Here is a 20,044-nt window from a genome sequence, read left to right on the forward strand (position 1 = left end):
GCATGCAACCGCATCGCAGGAACGTGTTACGCACCTTCGTCGCCACCGCCGTGCTGGCCGGGCTCTCGCTGGGCAGCAATGCTGCCTTTGCCGCCGACCCGGTCTACACCGTGGCCAAGCAGGGCAGCGCCGGCTACCGCACCGTGCAGGCCGCCATCGACGCCGCCGTACAGGGTGGCAAACGCGCGCAGATCAACATCGGCGCCGGCACCTACCAGGAACTGATCGTGGTGCCGTCCAACGCACCGGCGCTCAAGCTCACCGGCGCCGGCGCCACCCAAACCGTCATCACCTACGACAACTACGCCTCACGCATCAATCCGGCTACGGGCACCGAATACGGCACCTCCGGCTCGTCCAGCGTCATCATCGCCGGCAACGACTTCACTGCCGAGCAGCTGAGCTTCGGCAATCACGCCGGCCCGGTGGGGCAGGCGGTGGCCGTGCGTGTGGATGGCGACCGCGCCGCGTTCCGCAACGTGCGCTTCCTTGGATATCAAGACACCCTGTACCTGCGCGGCGCCAAGCTGTCGTATTTCCTCGACTGCTATGTCGAAGGCACCGTGGATTTCGTGTTCGGCGCCGGCACCGCCTTGTTCGAGAACGTGCAGCTGCACTCGCTGGGCGATGGCTATCTCACCGCCGCCTCCACCCCGCAGGAGGCGGCACGCGGCTTCGTGTTCCGCAATGCCCGCGTCACCGCTGCCAGCGGCGTCAGCCGCGTGCACCTGGGCCGCCCGTGGCGCCCCTATGCCAGCGTCAGCTTCATCAGCAGCCAGCTCGGCGCGCACATCCTGCCCGAAGGCTGGAACAACTGGGGCAACGCCGCCAACGAGGCCACCGCCCGCTACAGCGAATACCAGAGCAGCGGCGCCGGCGCCAACCCCTCGCGCCGCGTGAAATGGTCGCGCCAGCTCACCGCTGCCCAGGCCGCCGCGCAAGACCGCGCCGCCATCCTCGGCACCTGGAGGCCGTTCTGATGATCAAGTTCTCAACCTTCGCGTTGACCGGCGCGCTGCTGCTGGCCCCGCTCTCGGCCATGGCCGACACCATCGCCGACAACATGCTGCTGCTGCAGACCGCCTCCGGTGGCTGGTCCAAGCAGTACAAGGGCGTGGCGGTGGATTACACGCGCACCTTCACCGCCGCAGAAATTGCCGAACTGCAGCAGCCCGGCCGCAAGGACGACGCCACCATCGACAACAAGGCCACCACGTACGAAATCACGTACCTGGCCACTGCCTTCAAGAACGAGAAGAACGCCAAGTACATCGCCGCCGCACGGCGTGGCGTGGACTACCTGCTCAAGGCGCAATACGCCAATGGCGGCTGGCCGCAGTTCTACCCGGACCTGTCGTCCTACCACCACCAGATCACCTACAACGACGACGCCATGGTGCGCGTGCTCAACCTGTTGCAGGACATCGGCGAGGGCAAGGGCGACACCGGCGCGCAACTACGCAGCAGCCATGGCGCCAAGTCCACCCAGGCCGTGGCCAAGGGCCTGGAATGCGTGCTCGCCACCCAGGTCAAGATCGGCGGCACCCTCACCATCTGGGGCGCGCAATACGATGAGGTCACCCTCAAGCCGGCCAAGGCGCGCGCGTATGAGCTGGCTTCGTTGTCGTCGGGCGAGTCGGTCAGCATCGTGCGCTTTCTGATGCGTCAGCCCAACCCCTCGGCCAAGATCAAGACGGCGGTGCAAGCGGCCGCTGTCTGGTTCGATACTCACCGCATGCGCGACCTGGCCACCAAAAAGATCGACGACCCCGCCCAGGAAACCGGCAAGGACGTGATCCTGGTCGCGCAACCGGGCGCCTCCTTGTGGGCACGCTTCTACGACCTGCAGAATCAACGCCCCCTCTATGCCAACCGCGACGGCGTTGCATTGACCGACTACATGAAGGTGCCCAACGAACGCCGCGTCGGCTACGCCTGGCACGGCACTTGGCCGGACAAGCTGTTGAAGGAAGATATCCCCAAGTGGCGTGCCGCCAACGGGCTGTAGGCAAAACCCCGCCGCGCGGCGACCCCGCGCGGCGACGTTCTTTTTGAAGTGAGGTAAGCGTGCTGAAGCTTTTGATGGGTGTGGTGTGTCTGATCGCGTTGCCGGCAAGCGCGGCCTCCGTTGCGGCACCGGAACTGCTGTTCCGCGTGTCCGCCGATCGCAGCCTGGACGCGGACGTCGCCCGCGGCGATGGCGTGCCCAACTTCCGCGACAAGATCGCCCTGGTGCCCACCGGCAAGCGCGGCAACGCCATCGAATGGGCCGACGACGGCGTGCTGTCGTGGAATGCGCCCGGCAACCTCTACACCCAGCGCGGCACGCTGAGCTTTTTCTGGCGCTCGCGCTATCCCGTTGGCGAAGCGCCGTTCGTGATCTTCCGCGTCGGCTACGCCGACCACACCAGCTGGGACATGGCCTGGCTGCGCATCGACTGGAATGGCCACGGCTTCGACGCCTTCGTCACCGACGCCAATCTCGCGCGCACCCGCGTCTCCTTCAAGCTGGATAAACCCCCCACTGCCAGCGACTGGACCCATATCGCCTTTGCCTGGGACGAAACCCGCGGCGTGCGCCTGTATGTGGACGGCAAGGAGGCCGCACGCGTGGACTGCGGCGCACCCTGCGCCAACGGCGGCGCACTCGATTTCGACGCCGCGCTGGACCAGTTCGGCCTGGCCGGGCGCGTGATGTCGCCGCACCAGGTACAGAGCCGCTACAACTTCCTGCGCGGCAGCGACTTCGACGAGATCCGCATCTACGACCGCATGCTCGACGCCAGCGGCGCCGCCGCGCTGGCACGCCTGCAGGAGCCCGCCACCGCTGAAGCACCCACCGGCAACGCGCAACACGCCGCCTTCCTGCACCGCTTCGGCTGGGACAACGGCCACGCACCACCACTGCTGGACGCACCGTTCACCCGCATCCGCAAGGTGGAGTTCGCCGACGCACGCGACCTCAAACAATGGATGTGGAAGGCCACCGACGGCATCGCCGAGACCACCTGGCCCGGCGTCTACAACCGCTCGCGCCTGCCCGGCCGCAACGACTACTTCCAGCTCCCGGACTGGAACACCTACGTCGAAGGCGGCAAGGCGCTGGACCTCACCCTGCCCGACGAGCCGGTCAACCGCATCGAGCTGCGCGGCGCCGCCTACGGCCAGGCCACTTACGCCGCGCCCAACGCACAGGCGCAGCCACTGTTCGCACGCAGCCAGGGCGTGGTGCGCAGCGTGGACCAGTTCCCCGAGCGCCGTGGCGGCACCCTGCGCTTTGCCAACACCGCGCAGGAAACCCCCATCCAGGAAATCTGGGCCTACAACGTGCAACCGGGCGAGGTGCCCAAAGGCAGCGCGCAGCTCAGCTACACCGTGCGCAGCGACATCCAGCCCGACTACGACAACCTCGCCCCCTTGCGCGACGTCATCGCCGGCCGCTACCCGCCTGGCGAGCGCCAGACCGTCATCGCGCTGCCCACCAAGGCACCGGCGCGCAAGCGCCCCAGCGACAAGGCCGCAGCAAGCGCGCAGCAACCCATCGTGCACATTCTGGTGCCGTCCAGCCTGGGCGACCCGCCGCCGGACCAGGCGCTGATGCGCAGCTGGTCCTACGGCTGGGAGAACATGCACGACGGCCTGGACGGCATCGCCATCACCTTGCCCGCGCTCAACCTGCCGGCCACCCACAACGGCAGCATCCCGCTCAACATCCGCATCAAGGACCCCATCTGGCCCGCGCGCGACATGATCGACGTCTCGGTCGCGGTTACCCCCGGCCAGGCCCGCACGCTGTGGCTGGACCTGCGCGACAGAATCCTCAGCAACGACAGCTTGATGCTCAGCATTGCCGCCGCCGCGCCCGGCTTCGATGCCAATGCGCTCGACGGCACCCAATTGCAGCTGGTGTTCAAACCACGCGCCGAGGCCATCAAAGAGCACGTCGCCGACCGCTTCAACCAGGTCAAGGACAACTGGGGCTTTCTGGTGGAAGAGCACACCACCTCCAAGCGCCAGCTGCTCTACAAGCGCCTGGACGCCGACATCACCGACCTGCTGCGCGTCGACCCGGACCACGCCCTCGGCCGCCAGTACTGGAACGACATCAGCTACGCCAACCAGGGCGAGTTGCCTGTCGAACTGCCCAGCGTGCCCAAGGGCGTGCCCGCCTGGGCGTTCTGGCAGCTGCAGGACCTCAGCGCCACCCGCCGTTACATCCGCTGGTGGATCGAGCAGCGCCAGGTGGCCTACGGCGATTTTGGTGGCGGCATCTCGGATGACTCGGACCTGGTGCAGCAGTGGCCCGGCGTCGCCCTGATGGGCGTGGACCCGGACCTGCTCAACGCCTCCATGCTCGCGCTGTCCGATGCCAACTACCGCAACGGCATGTTCACCAACGGCCTGTCCACCATCGAAACCGACGAGCTGCACTCGTATGAGGAGGGCATCAACCTCAACAGCGCCCTGCTGTACCTCAACTGGGGCGACCCGCGCACCGTCGAGCGCCTGATGGAAACCGTCAAGGCCTTCGACAATGTCATCCAGGTCAACCCACAAGGCCACCTGCTGTTCGCCAGCAACTGGTTCGGTGGCCGCACCGTCTATCGCGAGCCCAACTGGCAATGGCAAAAACCGTACTCCTTCCCCATCGTGCACCCGGCCATCCTGCTGGGCGGCTATAACGCCGACCCCAACAGCCGCCGCATCGTTACCGGCCTGGCAGACGGCTATCTCGCCCACGCCTACACCAACGCCAAGGGCAACTGGGCGCTACCCAACGAGATCAACTGGCAAACCGGCAAAACCCGCGGCGGCGAACTGTTCGAAGGCAGCGGCGGCGCCGACACCTTGCACACCTTCTGGGCCGCCTACCGCTTCACCGGCGAAGACCGCTATCTCAAGCCCATTAACTACCGCGTCGCCAACAGCGGCCCCAATGGCCTCTCCCTGCTCAACGAAAACTTCCTCGACGTCATGGGCAAGCGCAGCGACTGGAGCAGCAAGCTCATCGATGCCGCCAACAAGGACGACGGCAGCGCCCCGGACTTCCCGCACCATGTGGCCTGGGAGCAAACCGGCAATCTGGATTATCTCGCCGCCATTTACCGCAGCGAGGCACGCGAGAAACTGCAGAACTTCTACATGAACACCGAAGGCCACTGGTGGAGCGACCGCGTGGAATCCCCTACGGTCAACCTGCAACGCGCACGCTTAGGGGGTGTGGCGCTCAAGCGCAATCAAACCTACCCCGGTCACACCGTGAGCTGGCGCTTCGCCGATCCCGAAGCCGCAACCCAAGTCGCCATCGCCATCCCCGCACCCCAGCAAGACCGCTTCACCGTCATCGCCTACAACACCTCCAGCAAACCTCAGCGCGCCAGCATGACCGGCTGGAACGTCGCCCCAGGCCAATGGCGCATCACCCAAGGCGTGGACCGCGAGGGCGACGGCAAGATCGACGGCACCGGCACCACGCGTGAGCTGGCCTTCGAAAAAAGCGCCTCCATCGACATCGACTTCCCCGCAGGCCGCACCACCGTCCTGCAGCTCGAACGCATCGCAGCCACCACCCCGGTCGAACTGCGCCCGGACCTGGGCATCGGTCACGGCGACGTGCGCGTGACTGCAGACGGTATCGAAGTGACCGTGCATAGTCTTGGCCATGCCGATGCACCGGCCGGGTTTGTGGTGCTGGAAGATGCGCGTGGCAGGGAGCTGGCAAGAACCCCGTTCCCGTCACTCGCGGCACCACGCAATCTGCAGCCGATCACCACCCAGGTACGCCTGCTGCGAACCAACGCCGCGAATCTAAAAACCGCGCACCTGCGTGTGATGACCGAAGGCAACGTCCCAGAGATTACCGGCCTCAACAATAGTCTCGCGCTACCCACCCCAGCCAAGCCGGCAACCACAGAGAACCGCCAATAGCCCAACACACCAAGCCCTTCTCCCGCACGCGGGAGAAGGTGCCCGAAGGGCGGATGAGGGCAAACCCGATAAAGCCAAAAATCAACTGCCCAAGCGCATTGACGCAACCCAAAAACTCGGCGAGGATCAAGTCACGCAGTATCTAGTGCAGCCGCAAAGCCACACATTTCTTCAGGGGGAAGAAACAATGTTGAGCAAAGCATGGAGCATCGTGGCACTGACTGTGGCCGCACTGGGGATGCGGCATAACACTTGACGTCAGAGGGAAACCGCTAAAAAAGCGATTGGTATCAAATGCTTATTGCACTTGACCGAGGTCAGGACGTCGGCGAGGATCCTGTTATGCCGCGCTTAGGCGGTCCAACTGAAGTTAGACCTCTGGAAGCATCATCGGTGACTGAAGAAAAGACAAACACCTGCTCCGCCACATTAGATCTTGTTGCTCCACCGATTCCCAATAGTTTGGCGATAGATCTAGTGGGCAACAAGGTTGCCGAGTCGATCCTTAAGCAGAGCGACTTCTACATGATTGCCGGTCGTGCTCAGGCGACCTTCGGAAACTTTCGGCATGATTCTGCGACTGGACGCCTCCACTTCGAGATCGCCGTGGCAGGTGGCAAAAAAGACTCCGGATGGATTGTTGTTGATCAAATCCCCCACATTCGAGACAGTTTGGACGATCTGGATATTCAAGTTCGGTGGGGAGATTCGCAAATCGCATTCTTTGAGATCAAGGACGATGGAAGCAAACAGGTATTTGCCGCCTTTACGCCCGATGATGTCTTAATGAGGCGAGGTAGAAAAGAGTCTGTGCTTGGTGGCTTCAATTCTTATCTCGACCTTGCGATATACGACCTGCTTTACGTTGGCATCGCAAAGAAAAGTGACACCTATGAGCGTCTCTTCGCTAAAGGTCACCTCGCAAGAATGGAAATTTTGGCTAAAGAGCCGCAACGGTATCCTGGCGCACGCGTTAGTGACGAGACATATCTCTTTGCGTTTAAGGTAGAGCCTCTGATGCTCAAGGTCTTCGGGCCTGACTCAGAGATCAACGACGACGACCTAGACTTCAGTTATGACAATAAGCGGCTAGTGGCCGATGCCGAAAAAGCGATGGTTAGCCTTCTAAAGCCGCCATACAACAAGACTCTCTATCCGAATTACCCTAAAGGCACAGATGGTCTATACGGGAGCGGGCTTACGGCCTATACATACGCAATCTCTGAAGGCATGTCTTTCAGGACGGCATATGGAACCATCAAGGGTGGTAGAGAACGCGACTTCACCATGTCGAATGAAGCTGACTTCATGATGGTCAAGGGGAATAAAGTGAGTTTCCATATTTCAGGCGTTGACTTTGCAGTCAGGTAGAGGACAAGGTCTAATAATTCGTTCGAGCTGACGCCGTTTCACGGCGGGGTTCAACTCAGGTGTTAGGTGCCGCTATGAACGATGACGCAAGTCAAGAAAACCTAAAACGATGGTTTAACTCTACGGGATTTCCGCTGGAGATCCGATCTGCCCGCGCTTTTGTTCGCGCTAGATTTGCAGTCGAGCACTCTGCCGTCTACATCGACCCGGAAACTAGTAAAGGCAGGGAAATAGACATCCTGGCCTATCGGCGAGATGCAACTGGATGTTTTGCAACTTTCTTCGTCGTTGAGTGCAAGTCGAGCGACAAGCCCTGGGTAGTCCTAACCAATAGAAACCAATACAACAGGTTCGGCGGGCTCTGGATCGCCACTATGTCCCAGAAGGCTCGTGAGGCCATGGGCACCCACGTCTCGGAATATCTACTTGCATACGAGGACTATCTGGGCTCGTCGGTCGGTGGCTATGCCTTGAAGCAAGCGTTTTCTGGTCAATCGGACCACGCGTACACAGCCTCCATTGGGGCTCTAAAGGCGGCGGCGTCCCTCGTAAAGACAGAAGATTCGGCGCTAGCATTTGGCTTCCCCACGATTGTAGTTAGTACTCCAATTTATGAGTACTCGGAGGGTCCAAATGGAGAGCAGCGATTTCTAGAGGTCCCGGCTAGCTCGTTCGAGTTTAGTGCTCATTGGGAGCGCTACAATCGTGCCGTTATCCGCATTGTCTCGGAAGCACACCTTCCAGAGTACGCAAAGCAGTGTGACTTGCTGGCGGAACGCTACCAACAGATGTTCGCTCAGGAGATAGGTGAATCCCTTCGGAGCGGCATGTAATAATTCGTTCAAGCCGTGGCCGCTTCGCGGCTTTGGTGGAGCGCTGGAAGATTTCACTCAGCCGTCGCCGCGTAGCGGATCGGCTTAAATCAGGCCTTTGAACTTACATAGAGATGTCCGCATGCCGTTCGTAAACATTGACGACTTGGTGTCTTTCGCAACCAACCACGGCGTGATGGTTCACGAGAAAGCGCTTTCGGTGGAGCCAGAAGAACTAGCAGCTGTGGTTCGGATTGCGTATTCCCACCTCAATGACCCAGCGTTAGTGGCCGCATGCTGCGGCGGCAGAGGGCCTCTGGCTAACTATCGCAACTTGGACTTTGCGGAATACCTTGAACTTCTACGAGAGATCGAGATTTCTGAGGCTGGTGTCGCAGAAAAGAAGCGGCACACTCAGATTAGGCGATCCGAATTCAATAATCTGCGCTCTGACCTCGTTCTCGCAATGCTAAACTCGGGCGTCCCACACATCTGCGCGGTCCCCGGTTGCGATATCACGTCTGGTCTCACTATAGATCACATCAAGGCCTTATCGCGCGGTGGCACAGATGACCTCACAAACCTACGCTTCTTGTGTTTTCCTCACAACAGTTCCAAGGGTGATCGGGATGAGGTCTAACAATTCATTAAAACCGACGCTGTTTCGCCACGCGGCTTAATTCAGTTGGTAGGACTCATGACAAAAATTCCTGAAGGCGAAGCGTCTAAAGGCAGTCCTCGACCTGATCGGGCACAAGTGGCCGTTGCCATTGCTGGATTCGCGTTTCTCGGATTCTTGGTCTTTAAATATGGGGTGACGTATCCATTCAAAACCACTGTAGCTTGCAGCAAAATCGAGGGCGGGGAGTCGTGTTTGGTACGTCACGACTCGAAAGAAACTCAGACAATTGCGCAATGTATTCGGATCAAGCGTGTCTGCGCAAACGGCGTCATGTCGGATGCCTCTGCATGTTTTGAACAGGCTATCGGCGTCAAAAAGTATGGCAAGATCTTGTTCGCAGACTCGGAGTTTTCTGACAATGATCGTTGCGACAAAGTCGTGGACCACGCCCTTATTCTTTCAACGCGCCAACCCAAGGCAGAAGAGCCTTAAAAGAAGTGTAGGCAGAATGGGGTCACAAGGGGTCAGGTTCATTTAAAGAAGTCCAGAGGATGGGGGCTAGGTCACTTAATGAGTTGACCTGGCCCCGCCTACCCACCCGCGGCCTAAAAATTCGTTCAAGCCTATGCCGTCGCGGAGCAAGGTTTAACTCAGGCCATAGCCATCAAGGTGAGATTGATGCATGTTTTTGACGAAGGCCGAAAAGCCTTCTTGGAATTCTTACGAAACCTGACGCCACAAGTTGCTCTGCTGTCGCTAGCATACTTTATCGGCACTCGCCTGGATTTTAACCGAGTAGACCTTTCCAATTGGGCTGCGACGCTTCTGTTTTTCGCACTCTTGTTGCTTGCAATAATCAGTGTGGCTGCAAATTCCATCAATTTCATGAGCGACTATTGTCGAAGTCTAGATGTGCTAGACAAAGCCGTTAAGCTTAGAATTTCAGCGCTAAAAATCGAACCATCAGCCATTCCATGCTGTGGTTATTGCGGGCTCGAGCCGCGGCCTGCTACAAAAGTGGGGGTGCTCGGGCTACTCGGAATAACGCTAGAAGAGGCAGCCAAGATCAAGGTTTCGCTGCTAGCTGAGCTACTTTTCACGGTGCTTGCTGTTCAAGCCCTCATGTTTACCGTGTTCATTAGTAGTATTTTCGGCGGGGCTAACCTGCTTAAGATTGCCAGCTGATAGATAACAATTCGTTTGCGAAACGGGGTCAGGTTCACTTCTTGAAACAAGTGGGAAAGTGAAGGGATCAAGACATTCTGCGTGCAGCGCATCGGCAGGGGGGGCACTCTCAGATTCTCATCTATGCTCTGCCACCCCAAGCAGTTGACATCCCAACCAACCCGCAGCAATCTCTACCACAAGGAGCGTAGAAACTCCTCACACAGCGGTACCCACCTCCGTCAAACCGGTGGGTTTTTGTACCTGCAGCGTTTCGCGGGTACAACCGACGCGATGCCTGCGTCGGGAGGGCGGCTAATACAACACCCTTCGGGGAATACGCCCGCCGACTGTGTGCGGTTTCTAACCTCCCGACATCCCGTCGCCAGCCGGCGGCGGGGCCTGTTCGTCAAGGAGGGCTTTGCCATGCGTCGACCCACGTCCCATCCCACATCAGCACGCAAGCGCACCAAGGTGCCGCCGCCCACCGAGGTCGTCTGGCGCACCCTCGACCCCACACTCAAGCCACCGCCGTACCTTGAGCGCACGCCCATCCCCGAGCCCCGCACCGAACGCCGCCCCCCACGCCCCGGCCATCCCCGTGCCCCCCAACACTGCACCGTCGGCTACGGCTACTACCCCGCCAGCCACCAACGTATCCCCACGCTACGCCTACGCGGCCGCTGGCTGGAACAACTCGGCTTCACCATCGGCAGCAAACTCAACATAACCATGCGCAACGGCGAGCTGGTCGTCAGCATCGCACCTACGGACTAACCAGGTGCGCCGCGTACGCGCAGCACACACCCGCACGCCCCGCGCCGAGCGCAACGCGCCAATCGCCGCACCGTGCGCGCTCCCCGCTCACCGCGCAGAGGAGGACACAGATGGAGCACCCTTCCGTCGTCTTGTATGTCACGCTGGACCAACGCGACCAGCTCGACCGCCTGCTACGCATCCTCATCGCTCACGGCGACATCATCGCCATGAGCAAGCCGGAGTGCCTGGAGGCGCAGACGCTGCCCACGCTCGGGCAAGCCATCTTCGATGCTGCCAATGCCGTGCGCGAGATGCTTGAGCAGCGGGCGACGTCCCCCCAATTTTGAGTAGCACCTCAGTTTGGAGTCCAATTCCCTACCCCAAGGAGATTGGACGTGAAGAAGCGTTTTTCCGAAGAGCAGATCATCGGCTTCCTGCGCGAGGCCGAAGCGGGCATAGCGATCAAGGACTTATGCCGGCGGCATGGCTTCAGTGAGGCCTCGTACTATCTGTGGCGCAGCAAGTTCGGCGGCATGAGCGTGCCCGACGCCAAGCGGCTCAAGGACCTTGAGGCCGAGAACGCGCGGCTAAAGAAGTTGCTGGCCGAGCAGTTGTTCGAGAATGACCTGATCAAGGATGCTTTGCGAAAAAAGTGGTGAGCGCACCGGCGCGTCGTGCGCTGGTGCGCGAGTGGATCGGGCGTGGTGCCAGCGAGCGTCGTGCGTTGGCGGCGATCGGCATGAGCGCCAGCGCGCTGCGCTATTGCCCACGTCAAGACCGCAATGGCGAACTGCGCGAGCGCATTCTTGCGTTGGCGCATCGCCATCGCCGCTACGGCGTGGGGATGATCTATCTCAAGCTGCGACAGGAAGGACGCCTGGTGAACTACAAGCGCGTGGAGCGGTTGTATCGCGAGCAGCAGCTACAAGTCCGGCGCCGCAAGCGCAAGAAGGTACCGGTTGGCGAGCGTCAGCCGCTGCTGCGGCCAGCGCAGGCCAACCAGGTGTGGTCGATGGACTTCGTGTTCGACCGCTCCGCCGACGGCCGAGTGATCAAGTGTCTGGTGATCGTGGACGACGCAACGCACGAAGCGGTCGCCATCGAGGTGGAACGCGCGATCTCCGGGCACGGGGTTGCGCGCGCGCTGGATCGGTTGGCACACAGTCGCGGCCTGCCGCAGGTGATCCGCACCGACAACGGCAAGGAGTTTTGCGGCAAAGCGATGGTTGCCTGGGCGCATGACCGGGGTGTGCAGCTACGGCTCATCCAGCCGGGCAAACCAAACCAGAACGCCTACGTCGAATCGTTCAACGGCCGGCTGCGCGACGAATGCCTCAACGAGCACTGGTTCCCGACGTTGCTGCATGCGCGCACCGAGATCGAACGCTGGCGACGCGAATACAACGAGGACCGACCCAAGAAAGCAATTGGCGGCATGACGCCGTCCGCTTATGCCCAACATCTGGCAAACACCGATATCATCAACCCCGGACTCTAAACCCGACCGCTACTCAGGGCGGGGGGACGTCGAGCCCAAGATGGGCAACCAGCTCGTTGCCCGCGCTCACCAAGCGGCCGTTGGCCGCGAACACCGCTAGCGCCAACGCGCGCACGTGTGCGTTGTCTGTCTGCATGCAATCGACGCCATTCAAATTGACAACATGTTGTCAATTGAATGGTGAGCAGTAGGTGACGCAGGTGTTGCAGAAGTCCCGTGGTCACCGCGGGACCGCGATAAGTGAACGCGGCGCCGGGGAGCAGGGGATGGCTGAAGTGTCACCGCACAGAGGGGCTGCCTGTCATTGACCCTGGCCTGACTCAAGCCAATTGGAAGACGCCCGCCTCTCCGGTCCCTACGTCGTACGCCACCAATGCCTCTTCAGACGCGTCGGCGCTGCACACGCATTTTCCGCCACTGCTCCAGATAGCAGACTGGCCCGCACCGATGAAGGTGTCGGCGGCGCCCACACAGTTGGCCATCACCACGGTCATGGAATGTTTCTTCGCAATCATCGGGTAATGCCCATAGGCCGATGCGACGCCTCTCTCAGACTTCGCCACGCTTGCCAGATACACGTGAGCGCCTAATGCGGCTGCGTGTTCGGCATGGCTGGCCTGCAGTGATTCATAGCAAATGGCGGGCGCCAGGACATGATCTGCCTGCGTGAGCACAAGCTGCTCGGCGCCTGGGGTGAAAAAAGGCAATTCGTCGAGGTGGAGATGCTGTTTCGAATAGGTACGGCGTTTCAGCCCCGGCTGGAAATAGACCATACCGATTTCGGTACCGTTTGCTCCCCTGGTGGGCGCGCCCACGGCGATGAGCATGCCGTACCGGTCACTGGACACCTGAAACGCGTCAAAACGCTTATCCGCCGGGTTCACCGCCAGTGACTCTGCCAGCCTCGGCTCGTAACCGGTAAGGGAAAGCTCGGGGAACAGCAGCACGTCGGCACCTTTGCTCGCAGCGAAGCGAATGACATCCAGGTGTCTACCAATGTTCCTGTCGATCTCACCCGGTGCGGAACGAATTTGTGCAGCGATGAGCTTCATTGCTGGTCTCGCGTCCATTCGTGAGCACCAAGCTTAGTCCTGCTTGCCTGGGCACAGCCGGGCTTGTTTGATTTTCGTCAATTCGGCCGACACATGAAATTCGCAGGCCGGGTGCTTGACTGCATGGGTCAAGAATCGTTGCGGAGTTGCGCATGAGTGCAGTCACGGTAGGCAGGGTCGACCAGGCGTCGAGCGGGCGGGCATCGGTGCAGCAGGCGGCGGCGCAGCATGCGTCACTGCCGCTCGCATCGGTCCGAGCGGGGGGAGGGCCGGCGCGTGGGCAGCGAGCGCTTGCGGCAGCATGGAGCGGCGGCTGCCGCGTGACGTCCACCCTGACGGTGCGTTCGCGCGCCGTTGCCTGCTGAGGGGCGGTCATGCGGATCTGTGTACTCAATGAAACGACCCCGAGCGCCACCGGGCTGGAGCAGCGCTGCGTGGCGGCGCGCGAGGCCGGGTGCGACTACGTGGTGATGGCTGCGCCGTTCGAGCGTGATGCGGATGGCCGGCTCATCGAGCCGGCTGGTGCTGCCGATGTGCAGCACGGCCCGTTGCGTGAGGCGGCGCAGGCCGCGCATCGCGCCGGGGTGAAGCTGCTGATCGATCTGCGGCTGGATGAAGTGGGCGGGGCCAGCGCGGTGGTGCGCGATAACCCGCAGTGGTTCCGCGCACGCAGTACGGCGGTGCCGGACCCGCGTCAGCCGCGCGCCACGCCGGAAGTGGCTGAGGCGCGCTTCAGCTATGCACAAGAGGGCGCCGCGCTGGTGGAGTGGTGGAGCGCACGCTTGCTGGAGTGGGCCGGGCAGGGTGTGGCCGGGTTTCGGCTGTTGCAGCCGCAGCAAGTGCCGGCACAGCGTTGGCGCGAGCTGATCGCCCGCGTGCACGCGCAGGCGCCGGAAGTGGTGTTTGCGGCGTGGACGCCCGGGCTGGGGCTGGAGGCGCTGCAGCAGCTGTCCGGTGCCGGGTTCGATGCGGCGTTCTCGTCGCTGGCATGGTGGGATGGTCGCGGCAGCTGGTTCTTCGACGAAGACACCGCGCTGCGTGCATTGGCCTCGCAGGTGATTGCCGTGCTGGATGCACCGGATGGCAAGCGTGCCGCCGCGCCCGAGCAGCACTGGCAGCTGGCGCTGGCCCTGGGTAGCGCCTGGTTGCTGGACGATGCGCATCTGGACGCGTTGCCGTTGTCGATCCGTGCCACCGATGGTTTGCCCACCAGCAATGCGGGCATGCGGTTGCGGCCGCTGCTGCGCGAATCCACCGGCTTGACCGCGGTGGCAGTGGAGCCGCTGGGCGGCTTGCCCTCCTTGTTATTGATCAATGGCGATACGCGGCATGTGGTGCCGGTGCCGGCATCGGATCTGTTGCGCCTGCTCGGCGACGCCGAAGCGCTGGTGGCCGACGACGGCCGCACCTTGTCCGGCGCGACGCTCGACGCGCTGGAGCCGGGCGAGGTGCGCGTGTACCGCAGCGTGCCGGCGCGCCACGTGCTGGCGGTGCCCCGCATGCGCCCGCGTGCGCAGACCGCCGCCACCTGGCCGCGGGTGTGCATCGAGTCGGTGACGCCGTCGGTGGACAACGGCCGTTTCCCGGTCAAGCGCACGGTGGGCGACCGCATCTGTGTGGAAGCCGATGCGTTCTGCGACGGACACGACCGCATCGCGGTGGCGGTGCTGTGGCGCCCGGCCGATGCCAAGGCCTGGTCCAGCGCACCGATGCGTGCACTGGGCAACGACCGCTGGCGCGCGGAGTTCCCGCTGGAGCGCATCGGCACCTATGAGTTCCGGGTGGAAGGCTGGCGCGATGTGTTCGCCACCTTGCATGCGGACCTGGAAAAGAAGCGCGCGGCCAATACGGTGCTGCCGGTGGACGTGCAGGAAGCCGTCGCCGTGGTGCAGGCAGCGCATGCGCGTAGCAGTGGCGCGCTGGCCGAGCGCCTGCAGGCGGTGCTTACCCGTATCGGCGCGCAGAGCGAGCCCTTGCAGCAGCTGGCCATCGTGCTGGAGCCGGACACCGCGCAGGCGATGGCGGCAGCCGACGACAAGCCGTTCCGCTCAGAGACGCCGGTGACCTACCGGGTGGAATCGGAGCGCCGCGCGGCGCATTTTGCCAGCTGGTACGAATTGTTCCCGCGCTCGCAAAGCGGCGACCCGCAGCGGCACGGCACCTTCGACGATGTGATCAAGCGGCTGGCGCACATCCGCGCGATGAACTTCGATGTGCTGTACATGCCGCCGATCCATCCGATCGGGTTGAACAACCGCAAGGGCCGCAACAACTCGGTCACTGCGGTGGAGGGCGAGCCGGGCAGCCCGTATGCAATTGGTGCCAGCGATGGCGGGCACACCGAGGTGCATGCCGAACTCGGTGGGCTGGAGGGCTTCCGTCGCCTGATCCAGGCCGCGCGTGCACATGGGCTGGAAGTGGCATTGGATTTCGCGATCCAGTGCGCGCCGGACCACCCGTGGTTGAAGGACCACAAGGACTGGTTCACCTGGCGCGCGGATGGGTCGATCCCGTATGCGGAGAACCCGCCGAAGAAATACCAAGACATCGTCAACGTCGATTTCTACGCCAGTGGCGCGGTGCCAGACCTGTGGAACACGCTGCGCGATGCGGTGCTGTTCTGGGTCAACGAAGGCGTCACCCTGTTCCGGGTGGACAACCCGCACACCAAGCCGTTCCCGTTCTGGGAATGGTTGATTGCCGATGTGCGCGGGCGTCGGCCGGACGTGGTGTTTTTGTCGGAGGCGTTCACCCGCCCGAAGATGATGTACCGCCTGGCCAAGTGCGGCTTTTCGCAGTCCTACACCTACTTTACCTGGCGCAACCACAAGCACGAGCTACAGGAGTACGTGGAAGAGTTGAACGAAGGCGTGCCGCGCGAATGCTTCCGCCCGCATTTCTTCGTCAACACGCCGGATATCAACCCCACGTTCCTGCAAAACAGTGGGCGCAACGGGCATCTGATCCGCGCCGCGCTGGCAACCACCTTGTCCGGGCTGTGGGGCATGTACCAGGGCTTCGAATTGTGCGAGGCCACGCCGCTGGCACCGGGCAAGGAAGAGTATCTGGATTCGGAAAAATTCCAGCTACGTGCATGGCCGGAGCGGTCGCCCGGCGACATCGTCGATGAGATCACCCGTTTCAACCAGCTGCGCCGCATGCATCCGGAGCTGCAGTCGCACCTGGGTACGCGCTTCTATCAGGCGCATAACGATCAGGTGCTGTACTACGGCAAGTTCCTGGATGCCGGCTACCTGTCGCGCAGCCGCAGCATGGTACTGGTGGCAGTCAACCTGGACCCGCATGCCGGGCAGGATGCGGATATCGAAATCCCGCTGTGGGAGCTGGGCCTGCCCGATCACGCCACCGTTGCGGTGGAGGATCTGTGGGACGGGCACCGGTTTGAGTGGCACGGCAAATACCAACACATCCGTCTAGAGGCAACGCGACCGTTCGCGTTATGGCGCATCCGCGCAGGAGAGGTCGCATGAATGCAGTTGCAGCGTTACAGGCCGATGCCGAGCAGTCGTCGGTGGTTGCCGACCAGCTCTGGTACAAGGACGCCATCATTTACCAGGTGCACGTCAAGTCGTTCTTCGACTCCAACGACGATGGCATCGGTGACTTCCCGGGGCTGATTTCCAAGCTGGACTACATTGCCGAACTGGGCGTGGACACCATCTGGCTGCTGCCGTTCTACCCCAGCCCGCGCCGTGATGACGGCTACGACATTGCCGAATACATGGCGGTGCACCCGGACTACGGCAGCATCGAGGATTTCGAGCAGCTGGTGGCGCAGGCACATGCACGCGGCATCCGCATCGTCACCGAGCTGGTGATCAACCACACCTCCGACCAGCACCCATGGTTCCAGCGTGCACGCAATGCGCCGGCCGGCTCGCCGGAGCGCGACTTCTATGTGTGGTCGGACACCGACCAGGAATACGAAGGCACGCGGATCATTTTCTGCGACACCGAAAAGTCCAACTGGACCTGGGACCCGGTGGCCGGGCAGTACTTCTGGCACCGGTTCTATTCGCACCAGCCTGACCTCAACTTCGATAACCCCGCAGTGCTGGAAGCGGTGCTGGAAGTGATGCGCTTCTGGCTGGACCGCGGGGTGGATGGCCTGCGTCTGGATGCGGTGCCGTACCTGATCGAGCGCTCCGGCACCTCCAACGAAAACCTGCCGGAAACCCACGCGATCCTGCGCAAGATCCGCGCCACGCTGGATGCCGAATACCCCGACCGCATGCTGCTGGCCGAGGCCAACATGTGGCCGGAAGACACCCAGCAGTATTTCGGCCAGAACGCCGACGAATGCCATATGGCGTTCCACTTCCCGCTGATGCCGCGCATGTACATGGCGATCGCGCGCGAAGACCGCTTCCCCATCACCGACATCATGCGCCAGACCCCGGAGATTCCGGAGAGCTGCCAGTGGGCGATCTTCCTGCGTAACCACGACGAGCTGACGCTGGAAATGGTCACCGATTCGGAGCGCGATTATCTGTGGCAGACCTATGCCGCCGACCGCCGCGCACGCATCAACCTGGGCATCCGCCGCCGCCTGGCGCCGCTGCTGGAGCGCGACCGACGTCGTATTGAATTGATGACCTCGTTGCTGCTGACCATGCCCGGCACGCCGGTGCTGTATTACGGCGACGAGATCGGCATGGGCGACAACATCCATCTGGGCGACCGCGATGGCGTGCGCACGCCGATGCAGTGGTCGATCGACCGCAACGGTGGCTTCTCGCGCGCCGATCCCGCGCAGCTGGTACTGCCGCCGGTGATGGACCCGCTGTACGGCTTCCAGGCCGTCAATGTGGAAGCGCAGATCCGCGACCAGCATTCGCTGCTGACCTGGACCCGCCGCGTGCTCAGCGTGCGCAAGCGCTATCAGGCCTTCGGGCGCGGCAGCCTGCGCTTCCTGTACCCGGGCAACCGCCGCATGCTGGCCTACCTGCGCTGCTATCAGGACGAGACCGTGCTGTGCGTGGCCAACCTCTCGCACACGCTGCAGGCGGTGGAGCTGGACCTGTCCGAATTCGAGGGCCGCGTGCCGGTGGACATCATCGGCGGCGGCAGTTTTCCGCCGATCGGCCGGCTAACCTACCTGCTCACCGTGCCGCCATTCGGTTTCTACGCGTTCCAGTTGGTCAGCGAAGGCACCTTGCCGGATTGGCATGTGCCCAGCCCGGTGCCGTTGCCGGATTACCGCACGCTGGTGCTGCGCAGCGACACCGATGAGAGCAACGCCTTGCTGCCGCATCTGGCCACGCTGGAAGGCGAGATCCTGCCGGCTTGGTTGTCGGCGCGTCGCTGGTTCTCGGCCAAGGATCAGGCATTGAAGAACGTGCGCATCTCGCGCCGCACGCCGCTGCCGGGTGATGAGCCGATGAGCCTGCTGGAGCTCGACGCAGAGCTGGAAGATGGCCGCCACGAGCGCTACATGCTGCCGATCGGCATCGTGTGGGAGCGCGACCACCCCAGCACGCTGGCCGAGCAGCTGGCCCTGGCGCGCGTGCGCCAGGGCCGCGAGGTGGGCTATCTCACCGATGCGTTCGCACTCAAGCCGATGGTGCGCGGCGTGATCGATGCGCTGCGCAGCAATGCGGTGCTGGACGTACGCGATGGCGACGATGCCGCGCAGCAGGGCCAGGTGCGCTTCGAAGCGACGCCGGCACTGGCCAGGCTGGAGATCCCTGCCGACCCGGACATCCGCTGGTTGTCGGCCGAACAGAGCAACAGCTCGCTGGTGGTGGCCGACAAGGCGGTGTTCAAGCTGCTGCGGCATGTGGCGGACGGGGCGAACCCGGAGATCGAGATCGGCCGCCGCCTGACCGAAATGGGCTACGCCAATGCTGCGCCGTTGCTGGGCAGCGTCAGCCGGATCGACGCGCAGGGCACCGTCACCACCATCGCCTTGTTGCAGGGCTTCATCCGCAACCAGGGCGATGCCTGGCGCTGGACGCTGGATCACCTGGCGCGCAGCTTCGATGAGTACGCCACCGCGCAGACCGACGAAGCACGCGCCGAAGCCATTGCCGGGTACGACGCCTTTGCCGCGGTGGTCGGCAAGCGCCTGGCCGAGCTGCATGAAGCCTTGTCGCGTGCCAGCGACGATGCCGACTTTGCCCCGCAGCGCATCGACCTGCCCGCCGCCAACGATGTGGTGGCCGGCGTGGCGCGACAGGTGGAAGAGATGTGGGACACGGTCAATACGCGCCTGGCAGGCACCGACGACGCCACCGAGCGCGAGGCACTGGAAGCGGTGCTGGCGCAGCGCCCGCAACTGGACAGCCTGTTGGCGAAGGCTCCCAGCGTGCTGGCCGATTCGCTGCTGACCCGCGTGCATGGCGACTTCCACCTGGGCCAGATCCTGGTGGCTTTCGACGATGTGGTGTTGATCGACTTCGAAGGCGAACCGGCCAAGCCGCTGGCCGAACGCCGCGCCAAGGCCAGCCCGCTACGCGATGTGGCCGGCTTCCTGCGTTCGCTCGATTACGCCAGCGAAGTCTCGGCACGTGGCGAAGAGGGCACGGCCGCGCGCGCAGGCGTCGGGGTGGACACGCATCTGGACGAATTCCTGGTGCAGTTCCGCCGCCGCTCCACACAAGCCTTCCTGGACGCTTACCATGCCGTGCTCGACGCCAGCGCCCACCCGTGGATTGCGCCGGCGGCGTTCAACGCGGCCACCTTGCTGTTCCTGGTGGAGAAGGCCTGCTACGAGGTGCGTTACGAAGCGGCCAACCGCCCGGGCTGGTTGATGGTGCCGATCGAAGGCTTGCGACGCATCCTGCAACGCGCACGCGCCGGTGCAGGAGACACATGA

At 62.6% G+C, this 20,044-nt stretch carries 14 protein-coding genes and 1 pseudogene; 13 read left to right on the top strand and 2 right to left on the bottom strand.

From position 1 onward, the window contains the following. The first annotated feature begins 2 nt into the window (after positions 1–2). The 11 genes from ACCQ10_RS00640 to ACCQ10_RS00690 all read left to right on the top strand — a co-directional run bounded on the left by ACCQ10_RS00640 (position 3) and on the right by ACCQ10_RS00690 (position 12,154). Entirely contained in the window at positions 3–980 is a 978-nt protein-coding gene (locus ACCQ10_RS00640) for a pectinesterase family protein (RefSeq protein ID WP_372361862.1), read from the top strand. Beyond that, a complete protein-coding gene (pelA, locus tag ACCQ10_RS00645; protein ID WP_372361863.1) occupies positions 980–2,008 on the top strand; it encodes a pectate lyase in 1,029 nt (342 codons plus the stop codon). Before ACCQ10_RS00640 ends, pelA begins: the two co-directional genes overlap by 1 nt. A 74-nt stretch (positions 2,009–2,082) precedes the next feature. Then, positions 2,083–5,928, top strand: coding sequence for a LamG-like jellyroll fold domain-containing protein (locus ACCQ10_RS00650; protein ID WP_372363020.1), 3,846 nt, complete (start codon positions 2,083–2,085; stop codon positions 5,926–5,928). Between the two features lie 294 nt (positions 5,929–6,222). Next, entirely contained in the window at positions 6,223–7,299 is a 1,077-nt protein-coding gene (locus ACCQ10_RS00655; RefSeq protein WP_372361864.1) for a hypothetical protein, read from the top strand. 74 nt (positions 7,300–7,373) lie between these two features. Further along, positions 7,374–8,132: a hypothetical protein gene (locus ACCQ10_RS00660; RefSeq protein ID WP_372361865.1), complete on the top strand. Its 759-nt coding sequence runs from the start codon at positions 7,374–7,376 to the stop codon at positions 8,130–8,132. Positions 8,133–8,577: 445 nt separating this feature from the next. Then, on the top strand, positions 8,578–8,751 hold the full coding sequence (locus ACCQ10_RS00665) for an HNH endonuclease signature motif containing protein (protein ID WP_372363021.1): 174 nt from the start codon (positions 8,578–8,580) through the stop codon (positions 8,749–8,751). A gap of 57 nt (positions 8,752–8,808) precedes the next feature. Beyond that, positions 8,809–9,225, top strand: a complete 417-nt coding sequence (locus ACCQ10_RS00670; protein ID WP_372361866.1) for a hypothetical protein — start codon at positions 8,809–8,811, stop codon at positions 9,223–9,225. 186 nt (positions 9,226–9,411) lie between these two features. Then, positions 9,412–9,918, top strand: a complete 507-nt coding sequence (locus ACCQ10_RS00675; RefSeq protein ID WP_372361867.1) for a hypothetical protein — start codon at positions 9,412–9,414, stop codon at positions 9,916–9,918. Between the two features lie 405 nt (positions 9,919–10,323). Then, positions 10,324–10,674, top strand: a complete 351-nt coding sequence (locus ACCQ10_RS00680) for a SymE family type I addiction module toxin (protein WP_372361868.1) — start codon at positions 10,324–10,326, stop codon at positions 10,672–10,674. 110 nt (positions 10,675–10,784) lie between these two features. After that, a complete protein-coding gene (locus ACCQ10_RS00685) occupies positions 10,785–11,003 on the top strand; it encodes a hypothetical protein (protein WP_372361869.1) in 219 nt (72 codons plus the stop codon). A gap of 48 nt (positions 11,004–11,051) precedes the next feature. After that, positions 11,052–12,154, top strand: a protein-coding gene (locus ACCQ10_RS00690; protein WP_372361870.1) for an IS3-like element IS1389-B family transposase whose coding sequence is annotated in 2 segments (ribosomal slippage) — positions 11,052–11,310 and positions 11,310–12,154 — 1,104 coding nt in all. Because the reading frame shifts where the segments join, the coding sequence is not laid out codon by codon here. A gap of 31 nt (positions 12,155–12,185) precedes the next feature. Here the strand turns inward: ACCQ10_RS00690 and ACCQ10_RS00695 are convergent. Beyond that, positions 12,186–12,290: pseudogene (locus ACCQ10_RS00695) on the bottom strand (MarR family winged helix-turn-helix transcriptional regulator); the annotation flags it as partial. 184 nt (positions 12,291–12,474) lie between these two features. Further along, on the bottom strand, positions 12,475–13,206 hold the full coding sequence (locus ACCQ10_RS00700; protein ID WP_372361871.1) for a carbon-nitrogen hydrolase family protein: 732 nt from the start codon (positions 13,204–13,206) through the stop codon (positions 12,475–12,477). A gap of 374 nt (positions 13,207–13,580) precedes the next feature. Here ACCQ10_RS00700 and ACCQ10_RS00705 point away from each other — a divergent pair, with 374 nt between their 5' ends. Further along, positions 13,581–16,697 (top strand): maltotransferase domain-containing protein, encoded by a 3,117-nt coding sequence (locus ACCQ10_RS00705; RefSeq protein ID WP_372361872.1) that lies wholly within the window; start codon positions 13,581–13,583, stop codon positions 16,695–16,697. Then, the gene (gene treS / locus ACCQ10_RS00710) at positions 16,694–20,044 is read left to right on the top strand and encodes a maltose alpha-D-glucosyltransferase (protein WP_039407011.1); all 3,351 of its coding nucleotides are present in this window, start codon (positions 16,694–16,696) and stop codon (positions 20,042–20,044) included. Before ACCQ10_RS00705 ends, treS begins: the two co-directional genes overlap by 4 nt.

Origin of the sequence: Xanthomonas sp. NCPPB 1325, assembly GCF_041477645.2 — a bacterium.
Classification (GTDB): Bacteria; Pseudomonadota; Gammaproteobacteria; order Xanthomonadales; family Xanthomonadaceae; genus Xanthomonas; species Xanthomonas cannabis.